Raw genomic sequence first — 21,565 nt, 5'->3', positions numbered from 1 at the left:
ACAGATATATGAAGGACCTGAGATCTCCCGGGTGAACGGAACACCACCTTACTCAGCATAAACAATGCTGACATTCCCCCGTCAAACATGTCGAAATGACATGTCAATCGTGTGGTTACTCACTCGCAATTAATACAAAAATCAATAATTTCAAAAAGATACAATGTTGGCACGAAACGTGCTCTGTAGACGCAACAGCAAAAACAGAGTGATTTAATAATGAACATTTGGGAACTGAGCGAAAAAGCCGAATACATTGCCGACAAGCACCAACGCTTGCTCACGCAGTGGCAACATTACTGCAATAGCTTGATTCAGGGCATCACCCTTTCTAAGGCCAAACTGCATCACGCCGTGGGATGCAACCCTGATGATTCACTGCGCTTCTTCTTATTTGACCATTTCGTCATTCACGTCCGCCTGGCAGAAGGCTTCAACAGCCACACCATCGAGTACTACGTCGAGAAGCGTAACGGCGAAGACAGAGTGTTGATTGCTAAAGCAATTCTTGATGACGAAGGCCGTATCGATAGCACCATCAGCAACCGTAGTCGCGACGATGTGCTCGAGCATTACCTCGAAAAAATCCATCCGGTATACGAAAGCCTGTACAGCGCAGTTCACAGCGACACGCCTGTGTCGATGGGCCAACTGCAACAAAGCTCTCAGGCTTGATAGTCATGCGGGGTGTCGAAAACTGTCGAAACGGCAGCCGTCGGCACTATTTCGTCAAAAATGATGAAAATGATGAAAATGATGAATCGCTTTATAATCGCCGACTCCAAACTCTGCATGGGTTGCCATACCTGCGAGGCGGCTTGCTCTGAAACGCACCGCCTGCACGGCCTGCAATCCATGCCACGCCTGAAAGTGATGCGTGACGCGAATGATTCCGCGCCGCAAATGTGCCATCACTGTGAAGATGCGCCTTGTGCTGGCGTCTGTCCGGTAAATGCCATTAAACGCGTTGATGGCGCAGTACAGCTTAATGAAAGCCTGTGCGTCAGTTGCAAACTGTGCGCTATCGCCTGCCCATTCGGTTCTATCGAATTCTCCGGCAGCCGCCCCATTCATATCCCGGCTAATGCCAACAGCCCGAAAGCGCCTCCTGCACCGCCAGCCCCTGCGCGTGTCAGCACGCTTATCGACTGGGTGCCGGGCATCCGCGCTATCGCCGTGAAATGCGACTTGTGCAGTTTCGACGAAGACGGCCCGGCGTGCGTACGGACCTGCCCAACTAAAGCGCTGCGCGTGGTTGATAACAACGACATTGCCAAATCAAGCAAACGCAAACGTGAATTGACCCTGAGCACCACGCTTGGCGATCTCACCCTGTTTACCCAGCCTGAGGTAAAAAAATGAGTGCATTTATCCTGATTCATTGGGCACTAATGGGATTTGTGCTAAGCGCAGTGCTGGCAGGAATCACGGCATTTAATAAACCGCTGAGCGGTTTTATCGCCGGGATTGGCGGAGCTATCAGTTCGGTGCTGGTGCTGATTGCCGGTTTCGATGCCTTAACCGGCTTTAGCGGTATGGCACAAGTCTGGCAACTGCATTTACAGCTCAACGCCTTTAACGGCATCTGGCTGGTGACGTTGGGTCTGCCAGGTCTGTTTATCTCGCTGTTTAATATCGACTGGCATCGCCATCAGGCAGTCAAAGCCAATGGCTTGCTGGTGAACCTGGTGATGGCGGCGGCGGTTGCGGCACTGGTGGCTGATAACCTCGGCATGTTAGTGGTGCTGGCAGAAATCGTCGCACTCAGCGGCTACTTCCTGACGGGCTGCCAGAAATCCGGGCAGCTGTGGTTTGCGCTGGGCCGCCTCGGCACCGTGCTACTGGCCATCGCTTGTTGGATGCTGTGGAAACAGTACGGCACGCTGAGCTACGCCGAACTGCATTTGTTGACCAATGGCGCGCCAATCAGCTCCGTCGTCTGGTTGCTGGGTCTGGTTGGTTTTGGCCTACTGGCAGGCATTATCCCGCTGCACGGCTGGGTGCCTCAGGCACACGCCAATGCGTCTGCTCCTGCTGCGGCGCTGTTTTCTGCAGTGGTGCTGAAAATTGGTTTGTTCGGCATTATGAGTTTCTCACTGATCAGCAACGTGATTCCGCTGTGGTGGGGCATTCTGGTGGTGATTCTGGGGATGATTACAGCGTTTATCGGCGGCCTGTACGCGCTGATGGAACACAATATCAACCGCCTGCTGGCTTACCACTCGCTGGAAAACATCGGCATTATTCTGCTCGGCCTCGGCGTTGGCCTGATGGGTCTGGCGCTGAACGAATCCACGCTGGTTGCGCTGGGCATGATTGGTGGCTTGTATCACCTGTTCAACCATAGCGTATTCAAAACTACCTTGTTCCTCGGCGCAGGCGCTGTCTGGTTCCGCACCGGCCATCGCGACATCGAAAAACTGGGCGGGATTGGCAAGCGTATGCCGCTGATTTCCATCGCCATGCTGATTGGCCTGATGGCGATGGCTGCTCTGCCTCCGCTGAACGGTTTTGCTGGCGAATGGGTGATTTATCAGTCGTTCTTCCACCTCGGCACCTTGCCGCTGTTTATCGCTCGCTTCTTAGGCCCGTTGCTGGCTGTAGGCCTGGCGATTACTGGCGCGCTGGCGGTGATGTGTATGGCGAAAGTGTATGGCGTTACCTTCCTGGGCGCACCGCGCACACCGGAAGCTGAAAACGCCACATCTGCACCGTTCTTGATGAACCTGAGTGTGGCTGCACTGGCCGCCTGTTGTGTGATTGCCGGTGTTGCTGCGCCATGGCTGATTCCGCTGTTGCAGAACGCCATTCCACTGCCGCTGCAAACGGCTAACACCACCGTTTCACAACCGATGATCACCCTGTTGCTGATTGCCAGCCCACTACTGCCATTGATTTTGATGGTGATTTTCCGTGGCGACCGCCTGCCAAACCGCTCACGCGGCACGGCCTGGGTCTGCGGTTACGACCACGAACAAGCGATGGTGATTACCGCGGGAGGTTTTGCTCAGCCAGTGAAAGCGGCATTCGCGCCACTGCTGAAACTTCGCAAAACCCTGAACCCGGTGAAATGGGTGCCTGGCTGGCAGTGCGATTGCTTAGCCGGTACGTTCCGTCGCCTGGCGATGATTGAGCTGGCGGTGTTGCTGGTTGCGGTTTGCGCTTAAGGAGCCTGAGATGAAGTTCATTTTATTACCCATGATTCAGGCGCTGGTGTTGTTTGCTATCGCGCCGCTGTTGTCTGGTATTACCCGCGTAACCCGCGCCCGCATGCACAACCGCCGCGGGCCTGGCGTGATGCAGGAATATCGTGACCTGTTCAAGTTATTCAGCCGCCAGAGCGTGGCCCCGGCCGCGTCCGGTTGGGTGTTCCGCCTGATGCCGTTTGTGATGGTTGGCGTCATGCTGACGATTGCCACCGCGCTGCCGGTCGTCACCCTCTATTCACCGCTGCCGTCGTTGGGCGATTTGATCACCCTTATCTACCTGTTCGCCATCGCCCGTTTCTTCTTCGCGATTGCAGGTCTGGATACCGGTAGCCCGTTTACCGGTATCGGTGCCAGCCGTGAAGCGATGCTCGGCGTCTTGGTTGAGCCAATCCTGATTCTGGGATTGTGGGTTGCCGCACAAGTCGCTGGCAGCACCCACATCAGCAATATCGCTTCCACCATTTACCACTGGCCAACTGCGCAGAGTTTAACGCTGATTCTGGCATTCGCCGCTTGTGCCTTCGCCACGTTTATCGAAATGGGCAAACTGCCATTTGACCTCGCAGAAGCCGAGCAAGAGTTGCAGGAAGGCCCATTGACCGAATACAGCGGTGCGGGTTTTGCGGTGCTGAAATGGGGTATCTCCCTCAAGCAATTGGTGGTGCTGCAAATGTTCGTTGGCGTGTTCCTGCCGTGGGGCCAGATGAGCGAATTTAGCTGGGGCGGTCTCGTCATCGCGCTGGTTCTGGCGGCAGTTAAGCTGGTGCTTGGCGTGCTGATTATCGCGCTGTTCGAAAACAGCATGGCGCGTTTACGCATGCTGGAAACTTCGCGCATTACCTGGGCCGGTTTTGGCTTTGCCTTTTTAGCCTTCGTCTCCTTGCTGGCGGCGTGATTTAAGAGAATTTATCTATGTCTGAAGAAAAGATTGGCCAACACTATCTCGCCGCTTTGCATAAGCAATTTCCTCATGCGGTGATCGACGAAGCGTGGCAGACCAAAGACCAAATCACCGTCAACGTGAAGCTCAACATGCTGCCAGAAGTGGTGGAATGGCTTTACTACCAACAGGGCGGCTGGTTATCCGTATTGTTCGGTAACGATGAGCGCCAGTTGTGTGGCAACTATGCGGTTTATTACGTGCTTTCGATGGAAACTGGCGTGAAATGCTGGATTACCGTGCGTGTAGAAGTCGATGCCGACAAGCCTGAATTCCCGTCCGTCACGCCGCGTGTGCCAGCGGCGGTGTGGGGCGAGCGTGAAGTGCGTGATATGTACGGCCTGCAACCTGTTGGCCTGCCAGATGAGCGCCGTTTAGTGCTGCCCGATGATTGGCCAGACGATTTGTATCCGCTGCGCAAAGACAGCATGGATTACCGTCAGCGCCCTGCCCCAACCAGCGATCAGGAAACCTATCAGTTCATCAATGAGCTGGGCAGCAAGAAAAACAACGTGGTGCCAATTGGCCCTCTGCACGTTACCAGCGATGAACCGGGCCACTTCCGCCTGTTCGTTGATGGCGAAAACATCATTGATGCCGATTACCGCCTGTTCTATGTTCACCGTGGCATGGAAAAACTGGCTGAAACCCGCATGGGCTACAACGAAGTCACCTTCTTGTCTGACCGCGTTTGTGGCATCTGTGGCTTCGCCCACAGCACCGCGTACACCACGTCTGTCGAGAATGCGATGGGTATCGTGGTGCCAGAACGCGCCCAGATGATCCGCGCGATTTTGCTGGAAGTTGAACGCCTGCACAGCCACCTGCTGAACCTCGGCCTGGCTTGCCACTTTGTCGGCTTCGACTCCGGCTTTATGCAGTTCTTCCGCGTGCGTGAGATGTCGATGAAAATGGCAGAAATCCTCACCGGCGCACGTAAGACTTACGGCCTGAACCTGATCGGCGGGATTCGTCGCGATCTGCTCAAAGACGACATGATCCAGACACGCCAGCTCGCACAGCAAATGCGCCGCGAAGTGAAAGACCTGGTCGATATTCTGATGAGCACGCCAAACATCGAACAGCGTACCGTTGGTATTGGCCGTCTTGACCCGCAAATCGCTCGTGATTTCAGTAACGTCGGCCCGATGGTTCGCGCCAGCGGTCATGCCCGTGACACTCGCGCCGATCACCCGTTTGTCGGTTACGGTTTGCTGCCGATGGAAGTCCACAGCGAAACCGGCTGCGACGTGCTGTCGCGCCTGAAAGTGCGCATCAACGAAGTGTATACCGCGTTGAACATGATTGATTTCGGCCTGGATAACTTGCCTGGCGGCCCGCTGGCGGTAGACGGTTTCACCTATATTCCAAACCGTTTTGCACTGGGCTTCTCTGAAGCGCCGCGTGGCGATGACATTCACTGGTCGATGACCGGCGATAACCAGAAGTTGTACCGCTGGCGCTGTCGTGCGGCGACTTACGCCAACTGGCCGACGCTGCGCTACATGCTGCGCGGCAACACTGTTTCTGATGCGCCGCTTATCATCGGTAGCCTTGACCCTTGCTACTCCTGTACCGACCGCATGACGGTGGTTGATGTGCGTAAGCGCAAGACCAAAGTGGTGCCGTACAAAGAGCTTGAGCGCTACAGCATTGAACGCACCAATTCGCCGCTGAAATGATTGAGATGCCTTTGGCTAATACCACCCTCACCCTAACCCTCTCCCTGAGGGAGAGGGAACCTTCTTTTCCCCCTCTCCAGGGGGAGAGGGCCGGGGTGAGGGCAAATACAGCCAAAGCAAAACACCGGAGTCACCATGTTTAACTTCATCAAAAAAGCCATTAAAGGCGGCGTGGCCACTGAGTCGTACCCGCTACAGCCGATCGCCGTGGACCCAAACTTCCGGGGCAAGCCGGAACATAATCCGCAGCAATGCATTGGCTGTGCGGCATGCGTTAACGCCTGCCCATCCAACGCATTAACGGTGGAAACCGATCTGGTGGCGGGGCAACTGGCGTGGACTTTCAACCTTGGGCGCTGCATTTTCTGCGCACGCTGTGAAGAAGTCTGCCCAACTGCTGCCATCAAGCTTTCTCAGGAATATGAACTGGCAGTCTGGAACAAAGCAGATTTCTTGCAACAGGCGCGTTTTGACCTGTGCAACTGCCGCCAGTGCAGCAAGCCTTTCGCGGTGCAAAAAGAGATTGATTACGCCATTGCCCTGCTTGAGCACAACGGCGACAAACTTGCCGAAGCGCATCGCGCTGCGTTTGAAACCTGCCCGGAATGTAAACGCCAGCAAAGCCTGGTCTCTTCCGACCAAATCGACCTTAGCCGCCAAATTAGAGAGGCCAGCTAATGAGTATGTTACTCGGCCCACGCGACGACAACGGCATGCCAGTGCCAATGACGGTGGATGAATCCATCGCCGCGATGAAAACATCGTTGCTGAAAAAGATTAAACGTTCCGCCTATGTTTATCGTGTTGACTGCGGTGGCTGTAACGGTTGCGAAATCGAAATTTTCGCTACCCTTTCGCCCCTTTTCGATGCAGAACGCTTCGGGATTAAAGTTGTTCCGTCACCACGTCATGCGGATATTTTACTGTTTACCGGCGCTGTGACTCGCGCCATGCGTTCCCCCGCGCTGCGCGCGTGGGAATCAGCGCCGGACCCTAAAATTTGCATCTCTTACGGCGCGTGCGGTAATAGCGGCGGCATCTTCCATGACCTGTATTGCGTCTGGGGCGGCACCGACAAAATCGTCCCGGTCGACGTGTATATTCCAGGTTGCCCGCCAACACCTGCGGCAACGCTGTATGGTTTTGCTATGGCGCTAGGCTTGCTGGAGCAAAAAATCCACGCGCGCGAAGCCAGTGAAATGGATGCACAACCGGCGCAAATCCTGCACCCGGATATGGTTCAGCCATTGCGTGTGCGAATCGACCGCGCAGCGCGCAGCCTTGCGGGTTATCGCTATGGCCGCCAGATTGCTGACAGCTATATGGAAAATCTCACCGCCGGTGGCGGCAGTGTTCAGCAGTGGCTGGCACATGAGAACGATCCGCGTCTGACTGAGATCGTCACGCATCTGGAAGAACTGGTTAAGCAGGAGCGCGTGTAATGAGCGAGTCGGTGGTGTTTTGCCAGCTTAGCCGTAAGTTTGTCGATGAAAACGACAACACCCCGAGTGATGCGCAACAGGTGGTTTATTACAGCCTGGCAATCGGCCACCATCTCGGCGTTATCGACTGCCTGAAAGAGAACCTGGTTTGCTCGTTCGAGCCTTACAAAGCGTGGATTGCCACGCTTGAAGAGGGCAGCGAAGCGCGGCGCAAAATGGAAGGTGTGCCGCGTTACGGTGAAATCGTTATCGATCAGAGCCATGTGGTTTTGTTGGCAAAAGCATTTGATGCCGCAAAACCGAATCAAACTGAACAGCAGCAAGAATGGAGCCAGGCGTTGCTCGATATGCTGCAAGCCATTCAACAAGAACCCGCCATTTATTTGATGGTACGGAGACGCTATGACTAACGTTTTACTTTGTGTCGGCAACAGCATGATGGGTGACGACGGTGCTGGCCCGTTGCTGGCAGAAAAGTGCCAGGCCGCCCCACAAGGCGACTGGATTGTTATCGACGGCGGCACCGCACCGGAAAACGATGTGGTGGCGATTCGTGAATTACGCCCGCAAAGATTGCTGCTGGTTGATGCCACGGATATGGGCCTGAACCCAGGTGAAATCCGTATCATCGACCCGGATGACATCGCCGAAATGTTTATGATGACCACCCACAACATGCCACTTAATTATTTGATCGATCAGATTAAAGAAGATGTTGCCGAGGTGATTTTCCTCGGCATTCAGCCTGATATTGTTGGTTTTTACTACCCAATGACCGACGCGATAAAAGCGGCGGTGGAAACGGTGTATCAGAGCCTGGCAGGCTGGGAAGGTAAAGGCGGCTTCACGGATTTAGAAACACCTGATTTTGAGATGTAATGACGGCTGGGCATGGATGCCCATTCACATCCTGTTTTTATCTCTTTACCAGGGAAGGATGCGAGCTAAATAATAGACGTTACATCGACGAACCGTCCTCCAACCAATAGAAATGCAACGTCAAATATCATTGATCAAATTAATTTATATAAAATTACTGACTGACATGGTTGTGTATGTTCTATATTGAGAATGAAACACCATATGTAGCGCACCTTCCATTTTTTTACGACCGACAAAATCATTTGGATAAATAATTTCACCCAAATTAGAATCAAAGAAACAAATATCGCGAGCGGCTATCTTCAGAGCAACGGAATGCCCAACGCTTGCGTTAACCATATTTATTTCATGCTTACCATTCATTACCAATTCATTCATCAAAGCTGATGCCGATACTCTACTTAGTCTGACCATACCTCTATAACGAATATGACCTTCTATTCTTACAATCTCATTAAATATTTCTTCTCTGGGAAGTGAGGTATACGCCAAAGCAACATGATAATGTTGATATTGGAGATTCATAACCCCACGAATAATGCTCTGAGTTTTTGGCAAATGAAAATAATTCTCAACATTGCACGAATGCGGAGGTGAAATAAGGTAAGCTGCGCTAAATCCATAACAAGCCCCCCCAATCCATATATTTCCTTGCCCTGAATATCCTTTTTCCCTGTTGCTCCAGTCCACACACCACCCAACTTTGTTCGATCGGTACCTGACCAACCGTACTTCCTCATGTAAGCACTCTGGCTAAAATAATTGTATTTACCCTTAGTATTTCTGACATAAGTCATTAATGCATTTACTATGTTTGGCATCCAATCCCTTATATAGACTCATACGCATAAATTAAACAATACATAACAGATCACAGCGTTATCTCAATGGCTGAGATTTATGTAATAATTTGGGGTGGCACGCTATCACAAATATTATTACCTTTATACTTAAATAGTTATTAAGTATTATATAGTCATTATTAAAACCAATGATAAACCTCACAAATAAAACCATTTAATTAAAAAAGAAAATATATTATTAATATATTTGATATTGACACTACTTCATTGTTATCGATTACCTGAGTTTGAACGGCCAGGAAAAGCCGTTTATCTCCTGGTGAGGGCAACTCAATCCACTCTCTGTCATCTGCCCAAATGACATCGTCAAATGTGTCGATGTCACTGTCATCCCACCCCGGATCAATGCGCAAAGCCTTGAATCACGCTAGTTTCAAAGTTGGCACACTTTATGTATGCCTAAAGCAGTCTTATAAAAAACACTCTATCCAGGAGTCTCTGATGAACCGCTTCATCATTGCTGATTCGAGCAAATGTATTGGCTGTCGCACTTGCGAAGTGGCCTGTGTCGTGTCCCACCAGGAAGCACAGGATTGCGCGGCATTAACACCGCAAACTTTCCTGCCTCGTATTCACGTGGTTAAAGGCGTGAATGTTTCTACCGCAACGATGTGCCGCCAGTGCGAAGACGCACCTTGCGCCAACGTCTGCCCTAACGGGGCTATCAGCCGCGAACATGGCTTTGTGAATGTGATGCAGGAACGCTGCATCGGCTGCAAAACCTGCGTGGTTGCCTGCCCATATGGCGCGATGGAAGTGGTTGTTCGCCCGGTTGTGCGTAACAGCGGCGCGGGTCTTAACGTGATGGCTGAAAAAGCCGAAGCGAATAAGTGCGACCTTTGCCACACCCGTGCAGAAGGCCCGGCCTGTATGGAAGCCTGCCCAACCAACGCCATTATCTGCGTTGATCGCAACAAACTTGAACAAATGAATATCGAAAAACGCCGCCGTGCTGCGTTTGATGCGACTTCATCTATTTATTTCTAAACCCCTTTAACTTCACTTTTAACAGGTCTGTTACTGATGAAAAAAATTACCAGCGTCTGCCCTTACTGTGGCGCAGGCTGCAAACTCAAACTGGTTGTTGAGAAGAATAAAATTATCCGTGCCGAAGCGGCTGATGGCGTGACGAACCAAAATGAACTCTGCCTGAAAGGCTATTACGGCTGGGATTTTCTCAACGACACAAAACTGCTCACACCGCGTCTGACGCAGCCGATGATTCGTTATGAAAAAGGCGGCAAGCTCCAGCCTGTTAGCTGGGATGAAGCCATTAGCTATACCGCGAAACGCCTGAAAGCGATTAAAGAGCAATATGGCCCGCGTTCCATTATGACGACCGGTTCGTCACGCGGAACGGGTAACGAAACTAACTATGTGATGCAGAAGTTTGCCCGCGGTGTGCTGCATACCAACAACGTCGATTGCTGTGCGCGTGTTTGCCACGGGCCGTCGGTGGCGGGTTTGCAGGTGACGCTGGGAAATGGCGCGATGAGTAACTCCATCGGCGACATCGAACATTCAAAATGCCTGTTGGTATTTGGTTATAACTGCGCCGATTCGCACCCGATCGTGGCGCGTCGGGTGATTAAAGCGAAAGAAAATGGCGCGAAAATTATTGTTTGTGACCCGCGCCGCATCGAAACCGCGCGTATTGCAGACCAACATTTGCAGCTGAAAAACGGCTGTAATATGGCGCTGGTGAATGCCTTTGGCTACGTGCTGCTCGAAGAGAACCTCTACGATAAAGAGTACGTGGCGAAATTTACTGACGGTCTGGATGCTTACCGTGAAGTGGTAAAAGGCTACGCGCCAGAAGACGTTGAGCATTTGACTGGCGTACCGGCGCATCAGGTTCGTCAGGCGATGCGGACGTTCGCCGCAGCTCCTTCAGCCACCATCATGTGGGGCATGGGCGTGACGCAGTTTGGTCAGGCAGTCGACGTGGTAAAAGGCTTATCAAGCCTGGCACTGCTGACCGGTAACCTGGGGCGTGAAAACGTTGGCGTTGGCCCGGTACGTGGGCAAAACAACGTGCAGGGTGCGTGTGATATGGGCGTGCTGCCGAACCAGTTCCCTGGCTATCAGGATGTGGTTGACCCGGACGTTCGTGCCAAATTTGCCAAAGCATGGGGCATCAACGTTGATGATATGGACGACAAAGTCGGCGTGCGTATCACCGAAGTGCCGCATATGGCCATCGAAGGCGAAATGAAAGCCTATTACATCATGGGCGAAGACCCGTTGCAGACCGAAGCCGATCTTGGCCTGGTGCGCAAAGGGTTTGAAGCGCTCGATTTTGTGGTAGTGCAGGACATCTTTATGACCAAAACCGCCGAAGTGGCGGATGTGATTTTGCCAGCGACTTCCTGGGGCGAACACGGTGGCGTATTCACCTGTGCGGACCGCGGCTTCCAGCGTTTTGAAAAAGCCATTGATGCGAAATACAACGTCAAACGTGACTGGGAAATTATCAGCCTGCTCGCAACCGAGATGGGCTACCCGATGCACTACGACAACAACCAGCAAATCTGGGACGAACTGCGCGAACTCTGCCCGCTGTTCTTTGGTGTGACCTGGGAAAAAATGGGTGAAATGGGCCATGTTCAGTGGCCGTGCCCGACGCTTGACCACCCTGGCACGCCGTATCTCTACAAAGACAGCAAGTTCGATACTCCAAACGGTAAAGGCCAGCTTTTTGCCGCGCAGTGGCGTGCGCCTGCCGAAGTGCCAGATGCCGAATATCCGCTGGTGCTGTGTACCGTGCGTGAAGTTGGCCACTACTCTTGCCGCTCGATGACCGGCAACTGTGCGGCGCTGCAAACCCTGGCCGATGAACCTGGATTTGTGCAAATGAACCCGACAGACGCCAACCTGCTCGGCATTAAAGACAAGCAACTGGTGTGGGTCAGTTCACGTCGCGGCAAAGTTATCAGCCGTGCAGAAGTGAACGAGCGCATTAACGTAGGCTCCGTTTACATGACCTACCAATGGTGGATTGGTGCGTGTAATGAGCTAACGCAGGACAACCTGGACCCGATTTCCAAAACACCGGAAACCAAGTATTGCGCGGTCAACGTTAGCCAGATTGCCGACCAGCAATGGGCAGAAAACTACGCTCAGACGACCTATAGCGATATGAAAGCGCGTTTGCGTCAGGCTGTAGAAGTTTAAGTGTAAAAACAACCCTCATCCCAACCTTCTCCCTGAGGGAGAAGGAGTATTCCCCCTCTCCTGTGGGAGAGGGTTGGGGTGAGGACGAAAGTTTTAAGGAACAATTGTGAATTTTAACGGCGTGATGCTACGCATTCGCGGCAAAGTGCAGGGCGTTGGCTTCCGGCCATTCGTCTGGCAACTGGCGCAACAACTCAGCCTCACCGGCGATGTCTGCAATGACGGCGCGGGTGTGTTAGTGCGCCTGACATCCACCGCCGATGCGTTTATCACCAGGCTTCACGCCCATTGCCCGCCACTGGCGCGTATCGATAGCCTTGAACAATCGCCAATGCAGTGGGAAACGCTACCCCAGGATTTCACCATTCGCCACAGTCACAGCAGCTCGATGGAGACACAAATCGTCCCCGACGCCGCCACCTGCCCGGATTGCCTGCGCGAACTCAATGATCCAAACAATCGCCGTTATCGCTATCCGTTTATCAATTGCACCCACTGCGGCCCGCGCTTCACCATTATTAATACCATGCCGTATGACCGGCCAAACACGGTGATGGCGGCTTTTCCACTTTGCCCAGCGTGTGAAAAAGAGTACCGCGAACCGATGGACAGGCGCTTTCATGCGCAGCCTGTCGCTTGCCCGGAATGTGGGCCGCAAATCAGCTGGCAATGTGATGAGCAACACCTTGAGCGCGAAGGCGCTTTGCAGGCAGCCATTACAGCGTTAAAAGCCGGGAAAATCGTGGCGATAAAAGGGCTGGGCGGCTTTCATCTGGCGGTGGATGCGCGTAACGATGCAGCGGTTTCACGGCTGCGCGAGCGTAAACAGCGCCCGTCCAAACCGCTGGCGGTGATGCTGCCAGATTCAGACGGCTTACCAGAAAATGTACTCGCCCAACTGACGACGCCTGCGGCACCGATTGTGTTAATGGCAAAGTCTGCGCTGCCTGGGCTAAGTGCGTTTATCGCCCCTGGCCTTCGCGAAGTCGGCGTGATGCTACCCGCCAACCCGCTACAACACCTTTTGCTTCAGGGTTTTGGCGGCCCGCTGGTAATGACATCCGGCAATTTAAATGGCAAACCGCCAGCCATCACCAATCAGCAAGCGCTTGAAGAACTGGCCGATATTGCCGACGGCTGGTTGTTGCACAACCGCGACATCGTGCAGCGAATGGATGATTCCGTGGTGCGGGCAAATGGTGAGATGCTGCGCCGCGCCAGAGGGTTTGTGCCAGATGCTCTGCCGTTGCCGCCAGGTTTTTCAGGCCTGCCGCCGATTCTGGCGTTAGGTTCCGACCTGAAAAATACCTTCTGCTTGCTGCGTGGCAACCAGGCAGTGCTCAGCCAGCATCTTGGCGATCTCGCAGAAGAAGGCGTTGAAGAGCAGTGGCAAAAAGCACGCACACTGATCTGCGAAGCCTATGATTTTACGCCAGAACAGATCGTGATAGACGCCCACCCAGGCTACCACAGCGTCCGCATCGGCCAGGAAATGGGCATGCCTGTGAGCAAAGTTTTGCATCACCATGCTCATGCAGTGGCATGTATGGCTGAACACAGTTGGCCGCTGGACGGCGGTGATGCGATCGCGCTAACCCTTGATGGCATTGGCTACGGCGAGAACGACCAGTTGTGGGGCGGCGAGTGCCTGCGGGTGAACTATCGCGATTGTGAACATCTCGGTGGCTTGCCCGCTGTAGCGCTGCCGGGTGGCGATCTCGCCGCTCGCCAGCCGTGGCGCAACCTGTTCGCCCAATGCCTGGCTTTTGTGCCGGACTGGCAACAATGCCCTGAAACCGCCGTGGTACGCGAACAAAACTGGCCGCTGCTGGCAACGGCGATTGCGCGTGGGATTAACAGCCCACGAGCCTCCTCCACGGGCCGCCTGTTTGATGCAGCTGCGGCGGCGCTGAACTGCGCTCCGCTACAGCAAAGCTACGAAGGGGAAGCCGCCTGTCGCTTTGAAGCGCTGGCGTCACAAAGTGGTGCGTGTCTGCATCCTGTTACCCTGCCGCTTATCAAAGGCCAACTCGATATGGCGGTGTTCTGGCAGCAATGGCTGAACTGGCACGACTGTGCACCCGCTCGCGCCTGGGCTTTTCATGATGCGCTGGCAAAAGGGTTGGCTGATTTAGCCCGCAGCCACGCAGACAAGCTGGCGATTAAAACTATCGTATTCAGCGGTGGCGTGCTGCATAACCAGCTGATGCGTGAAAGATTTTCGTATCACCTCGCGGATTTCAATCTGCTCTTCCCGACACAGTTGCCAGCCGGTGACGGTGCCCTTGCATTGGGCCAGGCGCTGGTTGCCGCCGCCCGCTTCCACCTTCCTTCACAAGGATAAAATGATGTTCTTGCGTATTCTTCGTGACAACCCGCGCGCCGCTGTTTTGCTGGCTGTTTTAGTTGCCGCAAACCTTGCCGCCTGGGCCTGGGCGCTGGTTTCGTTTCACCACAGCACGGCATTGATGGCCGCAAGTTTACTGGCCTGGTGCTACGGCCTGCGCCATGCGGTCGACGCCGACCACATCGCAGCAATTGATAACGTGACGCGCAAGATGATGCAGCAAGGGAAACGCCCGTTTGGTATTGGTGCCTGGTTCTCGCTCGGTCATTCCAGCATTGTGGTGCTGGCTTCAATCGCGATTGCCGCAACCGCTGCGGCATTTAAGAATGATATGGACTGGTTCCATGAGGTTGGTGGCGTGATTGGCACGGCCGTATCGGCGTGTTTTTTACTGGCAATGGCACTGGTTAATCTGGTGATCTTACGTGGCGTATGGCGCAATTTTCACCAGCTCAAGCGTGGTGAACCGTTGTCTGCCGAGGCGACTGATTTCACTGGTGGCGGCATGATGAGCTGGCTGTTCCGCTCCACATTCAAGCTGATCAATAAAAGCTGGCATATGTATTTGGTCGGTTTTTTGTTTGGTTTAGGGTTTGATACGGCAACAGAAATTGGCGTGCTGGGCATTTCTGCCGCCAGCGCGTCTAGCGGGATGTCGATATGGTCGATTCTGGTGTTTCCGGCGCTGTTTGCCAGCGCGATGGCGCTGATTGATACGCTCGACAATATGATTATGGTTGGCGCTTACGGCTGGGCGTTTAACAAACCGCAGCGCAAACTTTATTACAATATGACGATTACCGGCACCTCGGTTGTGGTGGCGCTGTTTATCGGCGGCATGGAAGCATTAGGGTTGTTGGCGGATAAATTCGACCTGCACAGTGGTGTATGGAAATGGGTTGATGCGTTGAATGAAAACCTCGGCAATGCGGGCTTTATCGTGGTTGGGCTGTTTATTGGCTGCTGGATTGTGTCGATGCTGAACTACCGCTGGAAGGGGTACGATTCTTTGGTGGTGCGTTAATTCGGTTATGGATTGTCGGATGACGCTGCTGTATGACCTACGGTAATCGTTGTAGGGCGGATAAGCGCTAGCGCCATCCGCCATTTCACAAATTACTTCGCTTCAGCCCACGCCCGCTCAATCTCTTCGGCAAGAATCTTCACACCGGCTTCGATTTTCTCAGGCTCCGGCACGTAGTTCATGCGCATGCACTGATGCGTGTGCGGCCACGGTTTATCGAGCCCTGGGAAGAAATAATCCCCCGGCACCATCAACACACCGCGTTTTTTCAGGCGCTGATAAAGCAATTCCGTGGAGATCGGCAGGTCTTTAAACCACAACCACAGGAAGATCGCCCCTTCTGGTTTGTGAATTAAGCAGCGTTCTGGTGACAAATAGCGACGAATAATCGCGATCGTGTCCTGAACGCGCTGATAATAGAACGGTTTGATAACGGTTTCGGACAAGCGCAGCAAATCGTTACGCTTGATCATCTCACACGCCATTGCCGGGCCAACACCACCCGGCGCCAGACTGATAATCCCATTCATGTTACTGATAGCTGAGATGATTTTGTCATTGGCGATGATGATGCCACAACGGCTACCCGGCAAGCCCAGTTTGGACAGGCTCATGCACAAGATGATGTTTGGGTTCCACAGCGGGCGGGCTTCACTAAAAATAATCCCCGGGAATGGAACGCCATACGCGTTATCAATAACCAGCGGAATACCGTGTTGATTGGCCAGCGCATCGAGTTTGATCAGCTCTTCATCGGTAATCACGTTGCCCGTTGGGTTGGTCGGGCGTGAGACGCAAATCATCCCGGTATCAGGGCCGATATGCAGATGTTCAAAATCTACGTGATATTTAAACTGGCCTTCGGGCAACAGTTCAATATTAGGACGCGTCGAAACAAACAGGTCTTCTTCAAGGCCGGAATCAGCATAACCGATGTATTCCGGTGCCAATGGGAACAACACCTTTTTGGTACTGCCATCGGCATAACGGCCAGCAAACAAGTTAAACAAGTAGAAAAACGCGCTCTGACTACCATTTGTCAGTGCAATATTCTGCGGAGTAATATCCCAACCTAATTCTTTGCGCAGCATATCCGCAAGCGCGTCAAGTAACTCACTTTTCCCCTGCGGACCATCGTAATTACAGAGAGCGTCGGTCATTTTCCCGTTTGCCAGCATGTCTGCCAGCAGATCCTGGAAGTAGTCATTCATTGCAGGAATTTGCGCAGGATTACCACCGCCGAGCATGATCGCTCCAGGCGTGCGCAGACCATCGTTCAGATCCTCCATCAGGCGGGTAATGCCTGCATGGCGGGTAAATTTGTCGCCGAAAAGTGAAAACGTCATAACGTAGATCTGTCTTTGACCATCAAAAGAGGCTAACCATAACGCCGTAAAAGACGCGGTGCAAACGCATTAAGATTAGCGTCTCGTGGTCAATATGCTGCTTTAATTCATATTAAAAGCATTAAGTGCTGATATTTTTCCGCCGGATGACGCTGCGCTTATCCGGCCTACGGGGAATTTGTAGGGCGGATAAGCGCAGCGTCATCCGCCATCATTTACTGGTTCCCCGCCCAAACCACCATCACTTTGTCATCGCCCGCCTGACGGCTGAAGCCATAGCCTTGCTTCATACTCACCGTATTCTGCTTGCCCGCCCCCACTGCCGGATGACGTTCGCGGAACTGGCTGATTTTCTGCCAGTGCGCGAGCGTTGCCAGATTTTCCCCCCAGTTCATATCTGAACGCGTACCTTGCAGCGGGTCAGAACCTGTTGGGCCAAACGGGCGTTCTGTTTCATCACCATAGAAAATCTGTACTGCCCCCGGAGCTAAAAGCAGTAACTCTGCAGCACGCTGGCCACCCTCGCGGAACAGGCGGGTATCGTGCGACGAAAGGTAGCTAAGAACATTAAAATCCTGCAACTTAGTCGCCATTTGCTGCCAGGTGAGATCGATATTCGATAAACAATCCACTGCTTTTGCCGCTTGTTCCTGGTAATCAAAGTTGATCATCGCGTCAAAGCCGCTGTTGTAGTAATCGCTTTTCATCACACCATGCCCCCAGGATTCACCGGTCATCCAGAATGGTGCGTCATCCAGCGTCTTCTCTGGGTTGGCTTTTTTCCATTCAGCCAGTGCGCTAACCGACTGCTCCTTAAGTTGCTGCCAGGCTGCTTTTTCGACATGTTTCGCGGTATCGACCCGGAAACCATCAATGCCGTAATCACGCACCCACTGGCTCAGCCAATGAGTCAGATAATCTCGCACCGTATCGCCAGCGATTTCTTTAGCGTGAGTATCAGGTTTATGACGGTAAAAAATCGGCAAACCCGCCGCTTGCGTGGATTCCGTTTTCAAATCCGGCAGGAACGCCAGCGACATAGTTAAGTCATCAAAACCTGGGCTGTCGTAATCGCCAATATCGGTACGGATCCAGTTTTTACCCCACCAGTTTTGCCAGGCTGCTTTATCGCCAAAATTGATGTAATCATTAAATGAGTGCCAGCTTTGTCCCGGACCTGGCTTCCAGTTCGTCCAGTGTTGACCGAGGGTTTTCGTCAGCTCATCCCCCTGAAGGTAGAGCGCGCCAAACTGATACTCCTGCATATCGGCAAGCGTTGCGTAGCCGGTGTGGTTCATCACAATGTCGAACAGGATACGCATCCCGCGCTTATGGGCTTCATCCACTAACGTGCGTAATTCATCCTCGGTGCCCATATTGCCATCGAGTTTGGTCCAGTCCATTGTGTAGTAGCCGTGGTAGGCGTAGTGCGGGAAATCCCCTTTGGTACCGCCGCCCACCCAGCCGTGGATTTGTTCCAGCGGCGAGCTAATCCACAACGCGTTCACGCCCAGTTTCTCCAGGTAATCGAGCTTTTGAGTTAATCCCGCGAGGTCACCGCCGTGGAACGTGCCGATTTCTTGCATTCCATCTTTGTGGCGGCCATAGCTGTTGTCGTTTTTTGGATTACCATTTTCAAAACGGTCGGTCAGCACAAAGTAAACGGTGGCATTGTGCCAGCTAAACGGTGCCGCCTGTTTGGTGCTCGCGGATTCCAGCAGCAACAGGCCATTGCTGTTTGCGGCAGGCATCAGGGTAATCTGGCCTTGTTTGACCGTTGCCGTCGCACCGCTGTAGAAATCACGCACTTCGCTGCCCTCAGCAAAAGTTTTGCTGACATCAACAGTGAGCGGTTGGCCGTCCCATTTAGGGCACTGGCGAGTCACATCAACTGGCACAGCTTGCGCTTCGCTATTAATACCCAGGCTAAGCGTGGGAGTACCGCTGCGGGTGTCAATTTGAATCTGGTATTCGCCGTCCCGGAATAGCCGCCAGACGGGTGCCTCGCCCTCGCAAGGTTTTAACGAAAGTGCCTGATTCAGTTTAATGGATTCTGCGGGCTGCCAGCAGGTCTGGTTGAGTTTCAGGCTCAGCGGGAGTGTGCCTTTTGACAGCTTTGCCTCACTGACAAAGACGCCTGCAGTTTGCTCTTTGAACGCAGGGATTCCAGGGGCTGTCCACGCGGATTGCGCAAGGCCTGGAAACAAAAGAAACAACAGAGGTAATTTTTTCATAGGGTTAAGCCCGCGATTATCTTTTATCCAGTGTGGCACTATTTTTAGTCGCAGAGTTCATCCCCAAAATGGATAGCTGGGGAGGAGATAATAGGGTGAGTGATGGCGGTATCAATTCAATAAAATATGGGATAACCATCGCAAAATATGACACTTTTTGCCGTCATAAGAAGTTCGTACGTGACATCATTTAAGAATCGGATTATTTCTTTTGGTGCTCAAGAGGTCTATTTTTGTTAGTATCTGCCTTTCCTTTTTTCGAAACCTTCGACAATTAAGGCACTGGCAACGTAACGATCCGACCAGGAGATCTAATGATATCAACCCCAATCCGACGATTTGGGGCTGCGATACTTATGTTACTGACCTTCAGTTTTTCAGCTGGGGTATTAGCAAGTAAACATGAGCCAAAATCGCATAAAGCCCCTTTAGTTCAGACAAAAAGCACGAATACACAAAGTAAGAAATTGGCAAGTAGTAAGAAAGAGTATTCTCGCAATAGTGAAATTGCATCGCTCCCTGATTTGCGAAAATACCCTTCCGGAACACCTAGAAAAAAAGCGTTTCTCCGGACGGTCATGCCATATATTAAGAGCCAAAATGCCGCCATCACTGCTGACCGTAACTGGTTGGTTTCTAAACAGTATGAGCAGCGTTGGTCACCATCAGAGCGTACGCGTCTGAAAGATATTACTAAGCGCTATAAAATTGCGTGGAACGGTAATACTAAGCGCGTGCCGTGGAACACACTGATGGAAAAAGTCGACATCATTCCTACCAATATGGTAGCAACGATGGCCGCAGCCGAGAGTGGCTGGGGTACGTCTAAACTCGCGCGTAGCAATAACAACTTGTTTGGCATGAAGTGCAGCAAGCGCCATTGCAACAGCGAACCAGGCAAAGTAAAAGGCTATTTGCATTACGATTCAGTTAAAGAAGGCGTTAACTCTTACGTAACAAATCTGAATACGCATCCGGCCTATAAGTCTTTCCGTAAATCACGCGCACAATTGCGCAAAGCGGATCAAGAAGTTACAGCCAGCAATATGATTCATAAGCTGAAAGGGTATTCCACGAAGGGTAGTAGCTATAACAACTATCTATTTGCGATGTACCAAACCAATCAGCGTTTTATGGCACCGAACTAAATAATTAAAATAGATTGTTAATAATAAGTAATAAATTCACGCCTTCATATTGAAGGCGTTTTTTTTGCCCTAAAGCATTCATCAGACTAATATTTCGCTATACCTTTCGCGGTGTTCCTTCGGCGTCGCGTCATATTCTTTCTTAAACACTGAATAGAAATACTGCAGTGAGGGATAACCACACATCTGCGATATTTCGTTGATCGACAAGGATGTAGAGACCAACAAGCTGCGCGCTTTTTCCAGTTTTTCGGCGTGAATCATTGCATGAATCGTCTCGCCAACTTCCTCTTTGAAACGCTTCTCCAGGTTTGAACGCGAGATCCCCACCGCATCCAACACCTGTTCCACTTTTATCCCTTTGCAGGCGTGATTACGGATGTAGTGCATGGCCTGAATCACGGCAGGGTCGTGCAAAGAACGGTAATCCGTTGAGCGCCGTTCGACCACGCGTACCGGTGGCACCAGAACTCTTTGTAAGGCGAGCGGTTCGTTGTCCATCAAGCGATGCAGTAATTTGGCCGCCTGATACCCCATTTGCCTTGTCCCTTGTGCGACCGATGAAAGTGCTACGCGTGATAAGTAACGCGTCAGCTCTTCGTTATCAATGCCAATCACACACAGCTTTTCTGGCACTGGAATATGCAGATGTTCACAGACTTGCAGCAGATGCCGCGCACGAGCATCTGTCACCGCGATAATCCCAGTCTGTGGAGGCAGCGTTTGCACCCAATCAGCCAAACGATTTTGCGCGTGTTGCCAGTTTTCCGGCGCCGTTTCTATTCCCTGATAAACCACACCGCGGTATTTTTCTTTCGCCACCAGTTGGTTAAAGGCATATTCGCGCTCCATTGCCCAGCGTTTACCGCTGGAGTTCGGCAGACCATAGAATGCAAAACGCTGAACGCCCTTCTCCTTAAGATGCAGAAATGCACTTTCTACTAATGCGTGGTTATCAGTGGCGATGTAATGCACTGGTGGATAATGTTCGGGTAAATGATATGACCCACCGACACCCACAATTGGAACGTCAGCACCGTCGAGCAAACGCTGGATTTGCGCATCATCGAAATCGGCAATCACCCCATCGCCCAACCACTCTTTGATGTTATCGATACGAGCGCGGAAATCCTCTTCAATAAAAATGTCCCACTCAGATTGAGACGCCTGCAAATATTCGCCAACCCCTTCCACCACCTGGCGGTCGTAGGCTTTATTGGCATTGAATAACAACGTAATGCGATGACGTTTCTCAAACATACTTTTTCATTCCT

At 52.2% G+C, this 21,565-nt stretch carries 18 protein-coding genes; 14 read left to right on the top strand and 4 right to left on the bottom strand.

The features are described from left to right. The first annotated feature begins 219 nt into the window (after positions 1-219). From hycA to hycI, 9 genes are all read left to right on the top strand, one after another. Positions 220-675 carry a formate hydrogenlyase regulator HycA gene (gene hycA / locus D8682_RS16420; RefSeq protein ID WP_064542442.1) on the top strand — a complete coding sequence of 152 codons (456 nt, stop codon included), beginning with the start codon at positions 220-222 and terminating at the stop codon, positions 673-675. An 81-nt stretch (positions 676-756) separates the two neighbouring features. Next, a complete protein-coding gene (locus tag D8682_RS16415) occupies positions 757-1,362 on the top strand; it encodes a 4Fe-4S dicluster domain-containing protein (RefSeq protein WP_064542565.1) in 606 nt (201 codons plus the stop codon). Further along, positions 1,359-3,167, top strand: coding sequence for a formate hydrogenlyase subunit 3 (hycC, locus tag D8682_RS16410; protein ID WP_064542439.1), 1,809 nt, complete (start codon positions 1,359-1,361; stop codon positions 3,165-3,167). The genes D8682_RS16415 and hycC overlap by 4 nt, the downstream gene beginning before the upstream one ends. Before the next feature lie 10 nt (positions 3,168-3,177). Continuing rightward, positions 3,178-4,104 carry a respiratory chain complex I subunit 1 family protein gene (locus tag D8682_RS16405; RefSeq protein ID WP_064542436.1) on the top strand — a complete coding sequence of 309 codons (927 nt, stop codon included), beginning with the start codon at positions 3,178-3,180 and terminating at the stop codon, positions 4,102-4,104. Between the two features lie 17 nt (positions 4,105-4,121). Further along, the gene (locus tag D8682_RS16400) at positions 4,122-5,831 is read left to right on the top strand and encodes an NADH-quinone oxidoreductase subunit C (RefSeq protein ID WP_064542433.1); all 1,710 of its coding nucleotides are present in this window, start codon (positions 4,122-4,124) and stop codon (positions 5,829-5,831) included. A 135-nt stretch (positions 5,832-5,966) separates the two neighbouring features. Beyond that, positions 5,967-6,509, top strand: coding sequence for a formate hydrogenlyase complex iron-sulfur subunit (locus D8682_RS16395; protein ID WP_064542431.1), 543 nt, complete (start codon positions 5,967-5,969; stop codon positions 6,507-6,509). Further along, entirely contained in the window at positions 6,509-7,273 is a 765-nt protein-coding gene (locus tag D8682_RS16390; RefSeq protein ID WP_121814705.1) for an NADH-quinone oxidoreductase subunit B family protein, read from the top strand. The genes D8682_RS16395 and D8682_RS16390 overlap by 1 nt, the downstream gene beginning before the upstream one ends. After that, on the top strand, positions 7,273-7,683 hold the full coding sequence (locus tag D8682_RS16385) for a formate hydrogenlyase maturation HycH family protein (protein WP_064542425.1): 411 nt from the start codon (positions 7,273-7,275) through the stop codon (positions 7,681-7,683). The genes D8682_RS16390 and D8682_RS16385 overlap by 1 nt, the downstream gene beginning before the upstream one ends. Next, positions 7,676-8,152: a hydrogenase maturation peptidase HycI gene (gene hycI, locus D8682_RS16380; protein ID WP_121814704.1), complete on the top strand. Its 477-nt coding sequence runs from the start codon at positions 7,676-7,678 to the stop codon at positions 8,150-8,152. Before D8682_RS16385 ends, hycI begins: the two co-directional genes overlap by 8 nt. 144 nt (positions 8,153-8,296) lie before the next feature. Here hycI and D8682_RS26775 read toward each other — a convergent pair whose 3' ends face one another. Next, positions 8,297-8,845: a hypothetical protein gene (locus tag D8682_RS26775; RefSeq protein ID WP_162303022.1), complete on the bottom strand. Its 549-nt coding sequence runs from the start codon at positions 8,843-8,845 to the stop codon at positions 8,297-8,299. 614 nt (positions 8,846-9,459) lie between these two features. On the opposite strand from D8682_RS26775, the gene hydN reads away from it, so the two are divergent. The 4 genes from hydN to D8682_RS16350 all read left to right on the top strand — a co-directional run bounded on the left by hydN (position 9,460) and on the right by D8682_RS16350 (position 15,563). Next, entirely contained in the window at positions 9,460-10,005 is a 546-nt protein-coding gene (hydN, locus tag D8682_RS16365) for an electron transport protein HydN (RefSeq protein WP_064542415.1), read from the top strand. A gap of 36 nt (positions 10,006-10,041) precedes the next feature. After that, positions 10,042-12,192: a formate dehydrogenase subunit alpha gene (fdhF, locus tag D8682_RS16360; RefSeq protein WP_121814701.1), complete on the top strand. Its 2,151-nt coding sequence runs from the start codon at positions 10,042-10,044 to the stop codon at positions 12,190-12,192. 124 nt (positions 12,193-12,316) lie between these two features. Then, on the top strand, positions 12,317-14,536 hold the full coding sequence (gene hypF, locus D8682_RS16355; protein WP_121815720.1) for a carbamoyltransferase HypF: 2,220 nt from the start codon (positions 12,317-12,319) through the stop codon (positions 14,534-14,536). A 4-nt stretch (positions 14,537-14,540) separates the two neighbouring features. Next, positions 14,541-15,563, top strand: a complete 1,023-nt coding sequence (locus tag D8682_RS16350) for a HoxN/HupN/NixA family nickel/cobalt transporter (RefSeq protein WP_064542559.1) — start codon at positions 14,541-14,543, stop codon at positions 15,561-15,563. A gap of 92 nt (positions 15,564-15,655) precedes the next feature. Here D8682_RS16350 and avtA read toward each other — a convergent pair whose 3' ends face one another. Further along, positions 15,656-16,909: a valine--pyruvate transaminase gene (avtA, locus tag D8682_RS16345; RefSeq protein WP_064542409.1), complete on the bottom strand. Its 1,254-nt coding sequence runs from the start codon at positions 16,907-16,909 to the stop codon at positions 15,656-15,658. A 215-nt stretch (positions 16,910-17,124) separates the two neighbouring features. Beyond that, a complete protein-coding gene (locus D8682_RS16340) occupies positions 17,125-19,143 on the bottom strand; it encodes an alpha-amylase (protein ID WP_121814700.1) in 2,019 nt (672 codons plus the stop codon). Between the two features lie 314 nt (positions 19,144-19,457). On the opposite strand from D8682_RS16340, the gene D8682_RS16335 reads away from it, so the two are divergent. Further along, complete coding sequence (locus D8682_RS16335) at positions 19,458-20,291, top strand: protein bax (RefSeq protein ID WP_064542404.1); 834 nt, start codon at positions 19,458-19,460, stop codon at positions 20,289-20,291. A gap of 81 nt (positions 20,292-20,372) precedes the next feature. Here D8682_RS16335 and xylR read toward each other — a convergent pair whose 3' ends face one another. After that, a complete protein-coding gene (gene xylR, locus D8682_RS16330; RefSeq protein WP_064542401.1) occupies positions 20,373-21,551 on the bottom strand; it encodes a D-xylose utilization transcriptional activator XylR in 1,179 nt (392 codons plus the stop codon). Positions 21,552-21,565: the final 14 nt, after the last annotated feature.

The organism is Buttiauxella sp. 3AFRM03 (genome assembly GCF_003675305.1).
In the GTDB taxonomy this organism is placed as follows: Bacteria; Pseudomonadota; Gammaproteobacteria; order Enterobacterales; family Enterobacteriaceae; genus Buttiauxella; species Buttiauxella ferragutiae.
The sequence above is the reverse complement of the archived record's forward strand: the minus strand, read 5'-3'. Positions and strand labels throughout refer to the sequence as shown.